This window comes from Rothia sp. HMSC069D01, from assembly GCF_001810135.1.
Taxonomy (GTDB): Bacteria; Actinomycetota; Actinomycetes; order Actinomycetales; family Micrococcaceae; genus Rothia.
Map to the genome: position 1 here is coordinate 282,134 of NZ_KV800109.1, position 14,831 is coordinate 296,964.

Sequence of the window (14,831 nt, forward strand, 5' to 3'; positions counted from 1 at the left end):
ACAGGTACGTCTGAAGGTAAGCATTCCCGCCCCACTACCTGTAGGCAGTCCCACAGTTGGTGGGCGGGTGAGCATCAAAAGATGCAGGGCAAGCACAGCGAAGGGGCGCCCGGCACACCCGGCGGGGAATGAACCGCACCGGGTGCGCCGAACGCCCCTCATCACTTAGCGGGGGTTACGACTACTCGTCGTCGCCACCCTCAACGACCGGTGCCAGCGAGAGCTTGCCACGGTCATCAATCTTGGTGATCTCCACCTGGACCTTCTGGCCCACGGAGACAACGTCCTCAGCGTCAACAACGCGCTTGCCGCCGTTGAGCTTACGCATCTCGGAGATGTGCAGCAGGCCGTCCTTACCGGGGGTCAGCGAGATGAACGCGCCGAAGTCGGTCACCTTCACCACGGTACCCAGGTAGCGTTCGCCCACCTCGGGAACCTGCGGGTTAGCGATAGCGTTCACTGCCGAACGTGCAGCCTCGGCGGAGGGGCCGTCAGCTGCGCCGATGTACACGGTGCCGTCGTCCTCAATGGAGATGTCTGCGCCGGTGTCTTCCTGGATCTGGTTGATCATCTTACCCTTGGGGCCGATGACCTCACCGATCTTGGCTACCGGGATCTTCACGGAAATAATGCGCGGTGCGAACTCGCTCATCTCATCCGGTGCGTCAATCGCGCTGACGAGCACCTCGAGGATGTGCAGGCGAGCCTCACGTGCCTGGGTCAGTGCGCCAGCGAGCACGGATGCGGGGATACCGTCGAGCTTGGTGTCCAGCTGGATAGCGGTCACGAACTCGGAGGTACCTGCAACCTTGAAGTCCATATCGCCCAGTGCGTCTTCCGCGCCGAGGATGTCGGTCAGGGCTGCGTAGCGGGTCTCGCCGTCAACCTCGTCAGAGACCAGGCCCATTGCGATACCTGCAACGGGTGCGCGCAGCGGCACACCGGCGTTCAGCAGGGACAGGGTCGATGCGCAGACCGAACCCATGGAGGTCGAGCCGTTGGAGCCCAGAGCCTCAGAGACCTGACGGATTGCGTAGGGGAACTCTTCGCGGGAGGGCAGCACCGGGGTGATTGCGCGTTCTGCGAGTGCACCGTGGCCGATTTCGCGGCGCTTGGGCGAACCCACGCGGCCGGTCTCACCGGTGGAGTACGGCGGGAAGTTGTAGTGGTGGATGTAGCGCTTGGACTTGACCGGGTGCAGGGAGTCCAGCTGCTGCTCCATCTTGAGCATGTTCAGGGTGGTGATACCCATGATCTGGGTTTCGCCGCGCTCGAAGAGAGCGGAACCGTGAACGCGGGGCAGGATTTCAACCTCAGCGGTGAGCTGGCGGATGTCGGTCAGGCCGCGGCCGTCAATACGGACCTGCTCGGTGAGGATGCGCTGGCGAACCACGTGCTTGGTCAGTGCCGCGAATGCTACGGAGACCTCGTTGGCGCGCTCTTCGAATTCCTTGCCTTCGCCGGTGAGAGCTTCCATGAGCTCGTCCTGCAGCTCAGCTGCTGCGGCTTCGCGCTCCTGCTTGCCAGCGATGGAGTACACCTCTGCCAGGCGGTCTGCTGCGAATGCCTCAACTGCTGCGTCAACGTCCTCGCCGTGGCCACCGAAGAAGGGCAGCTCGAGGGCGGGCTTGCCGGCGCGGGCTGCCAGGTCGGACTGAGCCTTGCACAGGGCGGCGATGAAGGGCTTAGCGGCCTCCAGACCCTGGGCGACGACCTCTTCGGTGGGGGCGGTCTGGCCGTCCTCCTTGATGAGCTTCCAGGAGTTGTCGGTGGCCTCAGCCTCGACCATCATGATGGCGACGTCTTCGGTACCGTCAGCCTTGGTGACGATACGACCGGCAACAGCCATGTCGAACACAGCGTTTTCCAGCTGGGAGTACTTGGGGAAGCAGACCCACTGGCCGTCAATCAGTGCCATACGCACGCCACCGATGGGGCCGTTGAACGGCGCACCGGAGAGCGTGGTCGATGCGGATGCAGCGTTGATCGCGAAGGTGTTGTAGATTTCGTCCGGGTTGTAGGTCAGGACGGTCACGACGACCTGCACCTCGTTGCGGATGCCCTTGGTGAAGGCGGGGCGCAGCGGGCGGTCAATCAGGCGGGCTGCCAAAATCGCCTCGGTGCTGGGGCGGCCTTCGCGGCGGAAGTAGGATGCCGGGATCTTGCCGGCGGCGTACATGCGCTCTTCCACGTCCACGGTCAGCGGGAAGAAGTCGAAGCCCTCGCGGGGAGACTTGCCGACCACGGTTGCGGAGAGCAGGGTGGTCTCGTCATCGATGGTGACGAGCACCGAGCCGTTAGCCTGCTTGGCGAGACGGCCGGTTTCAAAGCGCACGTGGCGCTTTCCGTGAATGCCGTTGTCGATTTCGACTTCAGCAAACTTGATTTCGGGACCTTCCACGGTTCCTTCTTTCTTCTTGGTAGGCCGTACGGCGCACGAGTCGGCCTTCGATAGGAAACCACGGCACCGCTCCCCTACATATGCCGATTTTTATCAGCAAGGTTGTGGGGTGGTGTTGTTCCGTAATTCGCTACCGAGGACCGCGGCGTGTGTGCCGGCACGGCCTTCTGTTCTTTCTTTCAGGTGAGGCGGCATCTTCTCACGCAGCTTTGGAATCTAGCCAAACATCTAGCTAGGAATTTAGCCAGCGGAAGATGCGCCCCTCAACGCGGCAGTACGGACGCGCTGGCGCTACCCGCCTCCGAATTGGAGGGCTGGTAGTGCTGACAGCACGTCCGCACACACCGCCTAAAGGCGATTAATCACCACAAAAGCGTCAAGACGCTCCTGTTTTATCGGCGCAGACCCAGGCGCTCGATCAGCGAACGGTAACGCTCGATGTCGACGCTCTTCAGGTAGCCGAGCATGTTGCGGCGACGACCAACGAGGATCATCAGGCCACGACGGGAGTGGTGATCGTGCTTGTGGAACTTCAGGTGCTCGGTCAGGTCGGCGATACGACGAGACAGAACTGCAATCTGAACCTCGGGCGAACCGGTGTCGCCCTCGTGGGTTGCGTATTCCTTGATGATTGCCTGCTTGACAGCGGGATCCAGTGCCACTTTTAACTCCTAGAGTTAGTACCGCATACGTCCCGTACGGACGGTTGCCGCCGGGTGGTGGGCTTACGCCCTGTAATACACGTCGTCTACTGCGGACTGCAGACGCGTTCTTCCCATTCTACGCTACCGGGGCGCTTTCGTGGAAGGGTGAGCAGAAGCCCGGCAACAGGTAGCTCATCACACTACCGGTCGCCGGGCTTCACAGCCGGGCTCTCACGCAGGGCTCTCGCACCGGGCTTTACGTTGAGGATTCAGCGTTTATGCTTCTGCTCTCTGTGATTCTGTTCTCTACGCTTCTGTTCTCTATACTTCAACGCGAGCGCGGACCACCACGAGGCGGTAGTAGCCCAGCAGGAACAGGCACCAGATTGCGCCCATCACCAGCGCCAGCTGGGTGTCGGCGAAGCAGCCGAAGAGCACCACGATAAAGATCATGAACACCAACGCCAGGTAGCTCAGCCACAGGGGCTGGCGTACCGGCTGCGCCTCGGTATCGGCGCCGCTGCGCTTGAAGGCAATGTGCGCCAGCAGAATCATGACCCACACGAACACCGTCGCGAAGGTTGCCAGGGAGGCGACCACCTCGAACGCGTTCTCAAAGAGCACGTTCACAATCACGCCGACTGCCATGACCAGCACCATGATGAGGGTGGTCATCCAGGGTGCGCCGTTCTTGGTAACCTTCGCGAAGGATGCGGGGGCGAGGTTCTGCTTTGCTAGGCCGTACATCATGCGGCCGGCACCGTACACGTCCGCGTTCAGCGCAGAGATAGCGGCAGTAATGATGACCACGTTCAGAATCGAGGCAGCCGCCGGAATGCCCAGACCCTCAAAGATCTGCACGAACGGCGAGTTCGCCTTGGTCACCGAGTACCAGGGGTACAGGGACATGATGACCGACAGGGTCAGAATGTAGAAGATGAGGATGCGGAACGGCACCGTGCGAATCGCCTTGGGGATCGAGGTGCGCGGGTCCTTCGCCTCACCGGCGGCAATACCGATGTTCTCAATACCACCGAAGGCAAACATCACCACGGTAAAGCAAGCGAGGAAGCCGGTAAATCCGTTCGCGAAGAAGCCGCCTTCAAGAGCCCAGAGGTTCGTGACGGAGGGCGCCACGGAGTCGTGCGCCTGCACACCCACGAAGAGCAGAACCACGCCGCCAACGATCATGGCGATAATGGCGCTGACCTTCACGAGGGTGAACCAGAATTCGGTTTCGCCGAACGCCTTGACCTTCGCCAGGTTAATGGCGAGCAGAATCAGCAGAACCGAGACAATCCAAATCCAGGAGGGGCTGTTCGGGAACCAGAACTTCATGTACACCGCGAAAGCGGTCACGTCCGCGATGGCGACCAGCGCCATTTCCAGGGCGTAGGTCCAGCCGGTCACGAAGCCAGCCCAGCGTCCGAGGTAGCGGGTCGCGTATTCAGAGAACGCACCGGAAACCGGGTGCGCCAGGGCGAGTTCGCCCATTGCGCGCATCACCATGAACACTGCCGCGCCGCCAATAACGTAGGCAAGCAGCACGGAGGGGCCCGCCAGCTGAATGGCGGATGCAGAGCCGTAGAACAGGCCCGTACCAATGGCGGAGCCGAGGGCGATGAACATGATGTGACGCAGGGAGAGTCCACGCGCTAGCTGCGGGCTCTCGGAGGTAGCCTCAGCTACGCCCTGCTGTACCGGGGATGAGTCCGGAGTGGTATTCATCTTCTTCTTTTCCTTTACCTCGTGGGGTGTACCCGCCGGTGGCGGGGAAACTTATCGAGCGGTGCCGCAGCTCAGCAGGTGACTGAGAGCGGTACCGGTTGATTCACTCCCCATCGAGTGATGGGGCGTTGCGCAGAAAGTGTTGCCTTCGCGCGTCGCCCCGGCGCATCCCCACCCAACCGGTACGGTGGGAGGGAACGCAAAAGACGGCGGGAAGGCAACGTTGCCTTTCCGCCGTCTTTTCGTCAAAGACTACTTCTGTCGCTTACGTCCAATGACGATAGAGCACAGAGCGGTTGCAGCAGTCACGGTGTAGACTGCAGGCCACGCGCCAAGCTTCTTGGCGAGCGGATGAGCGGCGCCAAACGCGCCGAGGTAGACAGCGGTGAGGAAGGTGGCACGGCCTGCGCCAGCCTTACGCTTCCAATTCTTGTAAGCCACGGCACCGCACAGTGCCAGGACAGCGCCACCGAGCGGGCGGATGCCGGTGCTAGATGCAACCTTGTAGCCACCGAGCAGACCGGTGACGGAGGCGAGAGTCGGGCAGAACTTCACGACGTACTCCTCTGTGAGATCGGACAGTTTCCTCATTCATAGTACTCCACAACACACAGAATGTATATTCACCACGGTTAATATTTCTGCGTTTCTTACGGACCGGGTACATCAAAGTGCCTGATCAGAAAAAGACTGGGGTACAAAAACCAGTACAAAAAGACCGGCATAAAAGGACCGGGGCGCAAAGAGCGGGGCGCAAACCATTCAGGTTCACGCCCCGGCACTTGCCGCATGCGAGCTCACATCGTGCCGCATGCTCTAGAACTTTAGAGAGCCAGCTCCAGCGCCTCCAGCTGCGCCTCGGTCCACAGCTCAGCGGCCAGCTGCAGCGCGTAACGAGCCGAACGAGGAGCCACCACGTCCACGGAGAGGTGGAAGTCCTGGTCAGCCTCCGGGCCGCACAGATCAGACACGCAACGCACTCCGATAAACGGAATCTCGTAGTTGTGGCAGACCTGCGCAATAGCGGTGGTCTCCATATCGGTGCTGATGGCGCCCTCGAACGCCTCGCGGGTGTCCTTCACGTTGTGGGCGGTTACGAAGGAGTTACCCGCCAGCATCTGGCCGCGGCGCACCTCCCACACGCTCTCAGCCTGCTCACGCACCGGCTCAAGTGCGGCGAGCGCATGCTCCAGAGCATCCTGCCACTCGTCCGCCTGGCCGTCGTAGCTTTCGGGCATGCCCGGAACCTGGCCGCGCGCGTAACCGAAGGCGGTCGCGTCGGCGTCAGTGTAGGTGTAGTTCTCGCCAATCAGCACGTCGCCCACGTTAATGCCGCGAGCCAAACCGCCGGCGGTACCTGCGCTAATGACGCCCAGGCAGTTCGAGGAGTAGCTGATCGCCTCGGTGACGGCGCTCGCCGCGTTCACCAGACCGATCTTGGAGCGAACCAGCAGCAGCGGAACCTGGTCCTCACCCACCTGCAGGTAACGCGGATGGAATACCGCCGCCCCCTCGGTGAAGGACGGCTGCAGCTCCTCGGTCACCTTCAGGAAAGGTGCGAGTTCCTCATCCATTGCCACCTGAATAATGATGGCGTTGGACATGCCGTCCATCAGCTCAAACATGCTGTTGAACGCCTCAGCCGGGTCGAAAGCGTTCGGGTCAAAGTCCACCGGGTTGAAGGCGGATGCGAAAGCGTCAGGGATCTGTGCGCTCATTACGCCATCACCTGAGCCCACTCATCGCGTGCCGCGAGGAACTCGCGAGCCGCAGCCTGCGCGCCTTCGAGGGTGTGGTTGGCACCCCAACCGCACTGCACCTCGTTCGCTGCCGGAACCTCGGTCGCGTTGAGGATATCGTTGAGGGTTGCTTCCAGGATGGGGAAGAACTCCTCGGGCTCCAGGCCCAGGGTCAGCGCGTAGAAACCGGTCTGGCAGCCCATCGGGGAGAAGTCAATCAGACGGTCGGTGTGGTTGCGCATGTGCTCGGCGCTCAGGTGCTCGATGGAGTGCACAGTCGGCATTTCCAGGTGCGCGGTGTTCGGCTGAGTGAAGCGGATATCGTACTTGATGAGGGTGTCGCCACCGGGCAGAACCTTGCGGTCCGCGATACGCACGTAGGGTGCCGCCACGGCGCGGTGGTCGAGGTTGAAGGATTCGACGTTCATTTTTTCCATGACTCTATCTTCTCTTAAAACGGGGACGACTAAAACAGGGGTGCCTCACGGGAGGCGCAGAACGTCAAGGCGTGCAGCGCAGAACGTCAAGGCGTGCGGGGCACGAGGTTTCGTCGGAAGGCGCGGGCGGTCAGGTGCGAAGAAGGTGCCCGCTTTTGCGCATCCGGTCGGGTACGCAAAGGCCCCGCGGCAGATCCGAAAATCTGCCGTCGGGGCTTCAAAGCCGTTAAAGGCAAAAGCTATGAGCGCAGGCTGTTGCTCTAGAGATGAGGATGCTTCACTTCCGCCTGTACCGGGCACTCCGGCGGACAGTAGTTCTTCGCATCCTCAGCCAGCACCTCGCGGGTCTGCACCACGTCATCGTTAATCTGCTCAATCAGCGCCTCAACACCGGTGTACGCCACCATCGGACGCAGACGCTTCACGAACTCAATGAGCACACGCTGACCGTACAGGTTGAAATCCTCCACGCGCTCCTCGGGACGGTCAATCACGTGCGCCTCAACCTGGCGGTGCTCAATACCGTCAAAGGTCGGGTTGGTACCCACCGAAATAGCGGAGGGGTGACGGTTACCGTGTTCATCCACGAGCCAGCCGGCGTACACGCCGTCGGCGGGAATCAGGCCGCGCGCCTCAAGCTCAAGGTTCGCGGTCGGGAAGCCCAGCTCGCGGCCACGCGCCAGACCGTGCACAACCTCACCAGCCATCATGTGGTGGCGGCCCAGCAGCTCGGTTGCGGCGGGCATATCGCCCTCCAACAGCAGCTGGCGGATGCGGGTCGAGGAGCAGCGGGTGTTCTCATCCACCATCAGGTCCTCAACGACCACGACCTCGAAGCCGTACTTCTCCCCCAGCTCACGCATCGTGTTCAGGTCGCCCGAGTTGTTGCGGCCAAAGCGCACGTCGTCGCCAATCACCACGTAGCGGGCATTGAGGCCGTCCACGAAGGTGGTCTTCACGAACTCCTCGGGGGTCTGCGCAGCGAACTCCAGGCTGTAGTGCAGCAGCAGGTAGTCCTCCAGGCCCAGCAGGCACATGAAGTAGCGGCGCGAGCCCTGACCCATGATGTCGTGGTGGGTCACCTCGGGACGGTGCACCTGCATCGGGTGCGGGTCAAAAGAGACCGCGATAGAGCTCAAACCGTGCTCTTCAGCAAGGGAGACCACGCGCGAAATCACGCGGGCATGTCCACGGTGCACGCCGTCAAAATTGCCGATGGTCACGACCGAGGGGCCGTAGCCGGCGGGGACCTCGCTCAAAGCGGTGTAGAGGGTCACGGGCTCTCCTGAAAAAGATAAATGTACCTATCCATCCTAGACCACAGGCGGCAGGATGCAGAATTCAAAACGGGAATCAACAGGGAATGGAACGGCGCCCCTCGCAGGCGGTGCCTTCTCCCCCACTTTTGCGGATGCGGCGGGGTATCTAACACGCAACTGTGCAGCCTCAGCACCTGGAAAATCCATGCGCAGCACCCACCCATAAGAAAGCCCGGGCAGGCACCCCACCGTGCGGCAGGAACCTTCCCGGGCGTTACGACTACTTACGAGCCTGGTTACGAGAAGCCTTCAGCATCTCCTCGCGAATCTTATTGGACTTGTTAATCCAGCCGTACCACACCAGCAGGCACGGAGGAATCACAAGCTCAGTCACCATCAGCACGATCAGCGACCAGTGCGGGGTGCCGAAGAACGCCCACGACAGGATACGACCCACGCCGCCCAAGAAAACCACCAGGCAGGAGAACACGAGCATGTTCACCCACTTGAACTTCAGGGCAATGAACACGAAGGACAGGCCCACACCCACATAGGCTGCCGCGAAGAACACGTAGTTCGACTGCACCGAGGCGTTCGCAAAGTCCTGAGGCGCATCCGGAATGACGCGGACACCGCCCAGAACCTGCCACACACCGTACGCAATCATGAACAGACCGTACAGCGCCACCGCCGCGCGGAACGCCGCACGGTTCTGAGGCTTAGCCGCCTCCTCAAGGCTCTTGGGGCGGGCAAACGCCTCGCGGGTTGCCTTCTTCTCAGCCTTCTTATCGGCCTTCTGCGACGCCTTATCGCCGGACGCCGGTGCGGCTACGCGAACACCCTCGGGTGCCTTCGCCGCAGAAATAGGCTCAGCGTTCTTAGCACCGGCAGCCTTCGCGGCACCGCTCTGAGTAGCAGCCCCGGTTACGGTAGCTTCAGCCTGTGCAGACTCCACTCGGGGTACCGGCGCGGTACGAGGCTCACTCGCCTTCTTAGCAGAGCTCTGGTTCTCGCTCATCTTCTCTCCTTCAGCAGGGCCGGGCGGCACCCGCACGAGTAGTCATGTGTGTTCAGGGGTTGTTTACGTTAGCGTGTTGAATGAATAGGGGGCGCACATTCGGTAGGGCGCATATTCAATAGGCACTGGATCAATCAGGCTTGAGGAATCAGGCTTGAAGGAATCAGGTGTGGGCAGGCGCAAACGCCGAACCCTCTTCGCCCATCATAAGCCCTCAACGCCTAGTTGAAGGAACGATTCGCCTCAAAAACCAGCACCGGAGCGGCCTGCACCTTCCCGCGCTGCTTCTTATTCTCCAGAAGGGCAACCAGGGTACCGTCCGGGGCGAAGCCCGCCACAATACCCTCAACGCTGGCATGCTGCACCGCGCCGGACTCATCCGCGCTCGCGTGCACGGAACGCTTCACCACGGAACCGTCACCGCTGGGGCTAATACGACGACCGTAAGAAATGTCGCTCGCCTCCGCGGCAGAGAGCTCACGCGCACCAAAGATGCGGCGTGCCGCCTCCTCCAGGGGAAGCAGCGGCAAATCTTCCAGCTTTGCTGACTCTTCACGGCGCTGCTTCAACTGCGCCAAATCGGCGGCATCCTCAAGCACCACCGCGCCCACACGGGTACGGCGAAGAGCCGTCAGGTGGCCACCGGTGCCCAGAATCTTGCCCAAATCACGCGCCAGGGCACGAATATAGGTGCCCGAAGAGCACGAAACCGTCACCTTGCAGTCAATCACGGGAACCGAGGTTGCCGCGTGTTCGCCCTCATTCTCGGGGTCCTCAATCACGTACTCGGCAAAACCAGGGTTGATGGAATGTACCGTGAACTCGCTAATCGTCACCGGACGCGCCGCCAACTCAACCTGCTCACCGCTACGCACACGCGCATACGAACGAACACCGTTGATCTTAATAGCGGACACCGCAGAAGGAACCTGCAGAATATCGCCGCTCAGCTGCGCCACAGCCTCCAGGATGCGCGCACGCATCTGCTCAGCGTCCAGACCGGTCAGCGCCTCGACGGCATCAGGATGCGCGGCGGTGTGCTCACCCTCGGCATCCTCAGTCAGCGTCTCAATGCCCAGGCGAATCGTCGCGTCATAGGTTTTATCCTGACCGACCAGGTAGGTCAGCAGCTTCGTTGCCTTATTGATGCCCAAAATCAGCACGCCGGTCGCGGCGGGATCCAGTGTACCGGCGTGACCGACCCGCCGGGTGCCAGCAATACGACGCATCTGAGAGACTGCGTCGTGGCTACTCATCCCGGCGGGCTTATCAATGACCATCAGGCCGGACGGGCCCTGAGGTTGCTTCTTCGCCACTTAGGCGTCCTCACCCTCGGCAGGCTCATCCTTCTTGTAGGGGTCAGCCTCACCAGCGTACTCGGCACCCTCAGCTGCAGCAGCCAGGGCGGCGTCGCGCTCGCGAGTCTCACGCAGAAGCGCCTCAATGTGGAAGGCGTTCTCGGGAACCTCATCAGCGACGAAAGTCAGGGTGGGGGTCAGGCGGGCTGTGATGTTCTTACCCACCTCGGCGCGCAGAATACCCTTAGCGGATTCCAGCGCCTTCTTGGTGTTTGCGGCGTCCTCTTCGGAGCCGAACACGGTGTAGTACAGGGTTGCGTGCTGCAGGTCGTTGGTCACGCGGGCATCGGTAATGGTCACAAAACCGAGGCGGGGATCCTTAACACGACGCTCCAGCGCCTTCGCCACAATTACCTTGATGCGGTCGGCAAGTCGTGCCGCGCGGGCTGCATCAGCCATGTGTTTCTCCTTGAAATATCGTGGCGCCTTCCGCGAACACTCGGGGTGTTACGGAGGCGTTCCAGGTAATGCGGAAGCGCCCGCCCCGCCAGCATCCGCCCCGCAGGCTCTAAGTTTTAGAAGCCTGCGGGTGCGGGAACACTAGCGGGTGACGGGCGCATCAGCGTGTGAGTCTTAGACACGCGGCTTTTCGCGCATCTCCCAAGTCTCGATAATGTCGCCTTCCTTGATGTCGTTGAAGGAGCCGAGGCCAATACCACACTCGAAACCTTCGCGAACCTCGGTAGCGTCGTCCTTGAAACGACGCAGCGACTCGATGGTGAGGTTGTCTGCCACCACGGAACCGTCGCGCACCAGGCGTGCCTTGGCGTTGCGCTTGATGATGCCGTTCTTGACGATTGAACCTGCGATGTTGCCCCACTTGGAGGAGCGGAAGACCTCACGGATCTCTGCGGAGCCGAGCTCCACTTCCTCGTACTCGGGCTTGAGCATACCCTTGACGGCCTGCTCAATTTCCTCAATCGCACGGTAGATGACCGAGTAGAACTTCATCTCGACGCCTTCGCGGTCGGCAAGTTCTGCAACGCGCTCTGCCGGGCGGACGTTGAAGCCGATGATGACCGCGTTGTCCACGGTAGCCAGGTTCACGTCGTTCTGGGTAATAGCACCCACACCGCGGTGGATGACGCGCAGCTGAACCTCGTCGCCACCGGCGTCGATCTTCATCAGGGACTCTTCCAGTGCTTCCACAGCACCGGAGACGTCACCCTTAATGATCAGGTTCAGGGTGTCCATCTTGCCCTCAGCCACAGCGGCATCGAAGGACTCGAGGGTCACGCGCTTACGACGCTTAGCCAGCTGAGCGTTACGATCAGCAGCCTCACGCTTCTCAGCGATCTGACGAGCGGTACGCTCTTCCTCGGTGGAGAGGAAGGTGTCGCCTGCACGAGGAACGGTGGACAGACCCAGCACCTGAACGGGGCGGGACGGGCCAGCTTCCTTCACAGCCTGACCGTTCTCATCGAACATTGCACGAACGCGACCGTGAGCAACACCGGCAACGATAGCGTCACCGACGCGCAGGGTACCGGACTGAACCAGGACGGTGGAAACCGCACCGCGGCCCTTGTCCAGGTTTGCTTCAATAGCAACGCCGCGTGCTTCCTTGTTCGGGTTAGCGGTCAGTTCGAGCACGTCAGCGGTCAGGGTGACAGCCTCAAGCAGCTCGTCGATGTTGGTGCCGTTGCGAGCGGAGACGTCCACGAACATGGTGTCGCCACCGTACTCTTCGGGGATCAGACCGTACTCGGTGAGCTGGCCACGGATCTTGTCCGGGGACGCGCCTTCCTTATCGATCTTGTTCACAGCAACCACGATCGGCACGTTAGCTGCCTGTGCGTGGTTCAGTGCCTCAACGGTCTGGGGCATAACGCCGTCATCCGCTGCGACCACGAGGATTGCCACGTCGGTGACCTTCGCACCGCGGGCACGCATAGCGGTGAACGCCTCGTGACCGGGGGTATCGATGAAGGTAATCGCGCGGTCTTCACCCTCAACGGTGGTGTGGACCTGGTATGCACCAATGTGCTGGGTAATGCCGCCGGCCTCACCCTCAATAACGTTGGTGTTACGGATAGCGTCCAGCAGGCGGGTCTTACCGTGGTCAACGTGACCCATGACGGTAACAACCGGGGGACGAACCTCCAGGACGTCCTCGCCCTCAGCTTCTGCTTCGGCTTCGAGGTTGATGTCGAAGGACTCGAGCAGCTCGCGCTCCTCATCCTCCGGGGAAACAATCTTGATGACGTAACCCAGTTCGGCACCCAACAGCTCGAAGGTCTCCTCGTCCAGGGACTGAGTCTGGGTAGCCATCTCACCCAGGTGGAAGAGAACCGTAATCAGCGATGCCGGGTTTGCGCCAATCTTCTCAGCGAAGTCCATGATGGACGCGCCGCGGCGCAGACGAATCTCGGTCGAGCCGTCGCCGCGAGGAACAACCACGCCACCGGGTGCCGGTGCGTTCAGCTGCTCCTGCTCATGGCGGCGAGCTGCCTTGGACTTGCGGCCCTTACGCTTGGAGCCACCGCGACCGAATGCACCCTGTGCGTTGCCGCGACCGCCGGGGCCGGGACGACCCGGACCGCGGTTGAAGCCGCCGGAACCGCCGCCGCGACGTGCGCCGCCGCCACCGTTACCGCCACCGTTGTTGGAACCGGACGCGCCGCCACCAACGTTGGAAACCTTGGGCATCATCGAGGGGTTCGGGCGTGCGCCGCCGCCACCAGCCGGACGGGGTGCACCGGGACGTGCGCCAGCTGCCGGGCGGGGACCACCGTTGCCACCGGGACGTGCGCCAGCTGCCGGACGGGGTGCACCGGGGCGGGGACCGCCGTTACCGCCGGGGCGTGCGCCACCGTTGCCGCCGGGACGACCGTTACGTGCCGGACGGGGACCGCCGGAACGCTGGGAGTCGCCGCCGTTACGCTTCATACCCTGCTGGGATGCGAAGGGGTTGTTACCGGGGCGAGGACCGGGCTTGGGGCCGGGCTTCGGAGCGGCAGGCTTGGGAGCGGCAGGCTTCGGTGCAGCCTCGGGGCGTGCCATGCCCTGCTGGGATGCGAAGGGGTTGTTACCCGGGCGGGGGCCGCCGGGCTTGGGTGCTGCTGCCGGCTTTGCGGCGGGCTTAGCTGCTGCGGGCTTGGGAGCTGCGCTCTCAGCTGCTGCGGGCTTAGCTGCAGGCTTGGGTGCCGGCTTAGCGGCAGGCTTTGCCGCTGCGGGCTTGGGGGCTGCCGCAGGCTTAGCGGCGGGCTTAGCCGCTGCGGGCTTGGGTGCCGGCTTAGCTGCCGACTCCGCGGGTGCGGCCTTTGCGGGTGCTGCCTTTGCGGCAGGCTTAGCGGCTGCGGCGGGGAATTCCGCGCGCAGCTTCTTCAGAACCATGGGGTTCAGGGTGGAAGAGGAGCTCTTAACGAACTCGCCCATATCCTTGAGCTTGGCGATAACTTCCTTGGAAGGTACGCCTACTTCTTTAGCAAACTCGTGTACTCGAGGCTGAGCCAAATTTTCTCCATTCCCGGTCCGCACCGGGAATGGTGCGGACACTAATGTTTACGGGGTGCACGCCCGAAGGCGCGCCAATTCGTGAAATTGCCGGTGGGTGAGCACGAAAGGGTACTCATTTCGCGGCACTCATTAGATATCCATCAGTTTTCTGACTCGCTTTCAGATAAGAAGTCGTCAAACTCGTTGACTTACAGAGGGCATATACCCGAAAAGCGTCTATGAGGGGGTCGAGTCCGCAATCACGGCTCGAATCTGCTCACAGCACGCCTGCAACTGGGCTGCAGGGACCGCTTTTTTGAAGGCGCGCGCCAGACCGTTCTTTTTCTGCAGAGCGGCTACGCACTTTTCGCTCGGATGGATCCAAGCGCCTCGCCCGGGCATAGTTCCCGCCGCATCGGGCTGATAGGGCGGGGTGTCCGCCTGCTCGGTAGCAGACGTGACGGGTGTGCGGGCGATGCGCAGCAGGTTGCGCTGTTCATCGCGGGCACGGCATCCGATGCAGGTGCGGACCGGTCCTTCAAACGCTTCGGAGGTTGCGGTGAGGTCGTGATCGCTCATGGTCCTCTCCCCTCTCTAGCGTGTGTAGAACCGCGTTCGCAGTACATTCGTGATGCTCCATCCGGTGTATGCGAGGGCGCGTTAAAGCGCCCGGTTACACACCGGCACATCTTAATAGTGTATCCCGTTTTTAAGAATCATGGGCAAAACTGTGACGCAGGCGCAAGAACACCGGGCACGTTACTGCCCGATCTCTTGCGCCTGCATCAAAAGGATATGCCGCGGGATAC

General features: G+C 61.7%; 12 protein-coding genes. All 12 read right to left on the reverse strand.

Translation table 11 applies throughout. From position 1 onward, the window contains the following. Positions 1-181 precede the first annotated feature (181 nt). Entirely contained in the window at positions 182-2,401 is a 2,220-nt protein-coding gene (locus tag HMPREF2710_RS08950) for a polyribonucleotide nucleotidyltransferase (RefSeq protein ID WP_070600701.1), read from the reverse strand. A 392-nt stretch (positions 2,402-2,793) separates the two neighbouring features. After that, positions 2,794-3,063: a 30S ribosomal protein S15 gene (rpsO, locus tag HMPREF2710_RS08955; RefSeq protein WP_005507098.1), complete on the reverse strand. Its 270-nt coding sequence runs from the start codon at positions 3,061-3,063 to the stop codon at positions 2,794-2,796. A 303-nt stretch (positions 3,064-3,366) separates the two neighbouring features. Further along, the gene (locus HMPREF2710_RS08960) at positions 3,367-4,773 is read right to left on the reverse strand and encodes an amino acid permease (RefSeq protein ID WP_070600702.1); all 1,407 of its coding nucleotides are present in this window, start codon (positions 4,771-4,773) and stop codon (positions 3,367-3,369) included. Between the two features lie 252 nt (positions 4,774-5,025). Next, positions 5,026-5,364 (reverse strand): hypothetical protein, encoded by a 339-nt coding sequence (locus HMPREF2710_RS08965; protein ID WP_049341701.1) that lies wholly within the window; start codon positions 5,362-5,364, stop codon positions 5,026-5,028. A 233-nt stretch (positions 5,365-5,597) separates the two neighbouring features. Then, positions 5,598-6,491 (reverse strand): 5'-methylthioadenosine/S-adenosylhomocysteine nucleosidase, encoded by an 894-nt coding sequence (gene mtnN / locus HMPREF2710_RS08970; protein ID WP_049341700.1) that lies wholly within the window; start codon positions 6,489-6,491, stop codon positions 5,598-5,600. Then, positions 6,491-6,949 carry an S-ribosylhomocysteine lyase gene (locus HMPREF2710_RS08975; protein WP_005507094.1) on the reverse strand — a complete coding sequence of 153 codons (459 nt, stop codon included), beginning with the start codon at positions 6,947-6,949 and terminating at the stop codon, positions 6,491-6,493. The genes mtnN and HMPREF2710_RS08975 overlap by 1 nt, the downstream gene beginning before the upstream one ends. Positions 6,950-7,209: 260 nt before the next feature. Continuing rightward, positions 7,210-8,226, reverse strand: a complete 1,017-nt coding sequence (locus HMPREF2710_RS08980) for a bifunctional riboflavin kinase/FAD synthetase (protein ID WP_070600703.1) — start codon at positions 8,224-8,226, stop codon at positions 7,210-7,212. Positions 8,227-8,488: 262 nt separating this feature from the next. Then, entirely contained in the window at positions 8,489-9,226 is a 738-nt protein-coding gene (locus HMPREF2710_RS08985) for a DUF4345 domain-containing protein (protein WP_049338490.1), read from the reverse strand. Positions 9,227-9,447: 221 nt separating this feature from the next. Continuing rightward, positions 9,448-10,542: a tRNA pseudouridine(55) synthase TruB gene (truB, locus tag HMPREF2710_RS08990; RefSeq protein ID WP_070600704.1), complete on the reverse strand. Its 1,095-nt coding sequence runs from the start codon at positions 10,540-10,542 to the stop codon at positions 9,448-9,450. Then, a complete protein-coding gene (gene rbfA / locus HMPREF2710_RS08995) occupies positions 10,543-10,983 on the reverse strand; it encodes a 30S ribosome-binding factor RbfA (RefSeq protein ID WP_005507090.1) in 441 nt (146 codons plus the stop codon). It abuts the gene before it with no gap. A gap of 174 nt (positions 10,984-11,157) precedes the next feature. Continuing rightward, complete coding sequence (gene infB, locus HMPREF2710_RS09000) at positions 11,158-14,040, reverse strand: translation initiation factor IF-2 (RefSeq protein ID WP_070600705.1); 2,883 nt, start codon at positions 14,038-14,040, stop codon at positions 11,158-11,160. Between the two features lie 219 nt (positions 14,041-14,259). Continuing rightward, complete coding sequence (locus HMPREF2710_RS09005; RefSeq protein WP_012903934.1) at positions 14,260-14,601, reverse strand: YlxR family protein; 342 nt, start codon at positions 14,599-14,601, stop codon at positions 14,260-14,262. Between the last annotated feature and the right edge of the window lie 230 nt (positions 14,602-14,831).

What these genes read in the sequence shown, in the direction of transcription:
- HMPREF2710_RS08960 (WP_070600702.1), bottom strand. Translation starts at nt 4,773, where the DNA reads ATGAATACCACTCCGGACTCATCCCCGGTACAGCAGGGCGTAGCTGAG.
- HMPREF2710_RS08965 (WP_049341701.1), bottom strand. Translation starts at nt 5,364, where the DNA reads ATGAGGAAACTGTCCGATCTCACAGAGGAGTACGTCGTGAAGTTCTGC.
- mtnN (WP_049341700.1), bottom strand. Translation starts at nt 6,491, where the DNA reads ATGAGCGCACAGATCCCTGACGCTTTCGCATCCGCCTTCAACCCGGTG.
- HMPREF2710_RS08975 (WP_005507094.1), bottom strand. Translation starts at nt 6,949, where the DNA reads ATGGAAAAAATGAACGTCGAATCCTTCAACCTCGACCACCGCGCCGTG.
- HMPREF2710_RS08985 (WP_049338490.1), bottom strand. Translation starts at nt 9,226, where the DNA reads ATGAGCGAGAACCAGAGCTCTGCTAAGAAGGCGAGTGAGCCTCGTACC.
- rbfA (WP_005507090.1), bottom strand. Translation starts at nt 10,983, where the DNA reads ATGGCTGATGCAGCCCGCGCGGCACGACTTGCCGACCGCATCAAGGTA.
- HMPREF2710_RS09005 (WP_012903934.1), bottom strand. Translation starts at nt 14,601, where the DNA reads ATGAGCGATCACGACCTCACCGCAACCTCCGAAGCGTTTGAAGGACCG.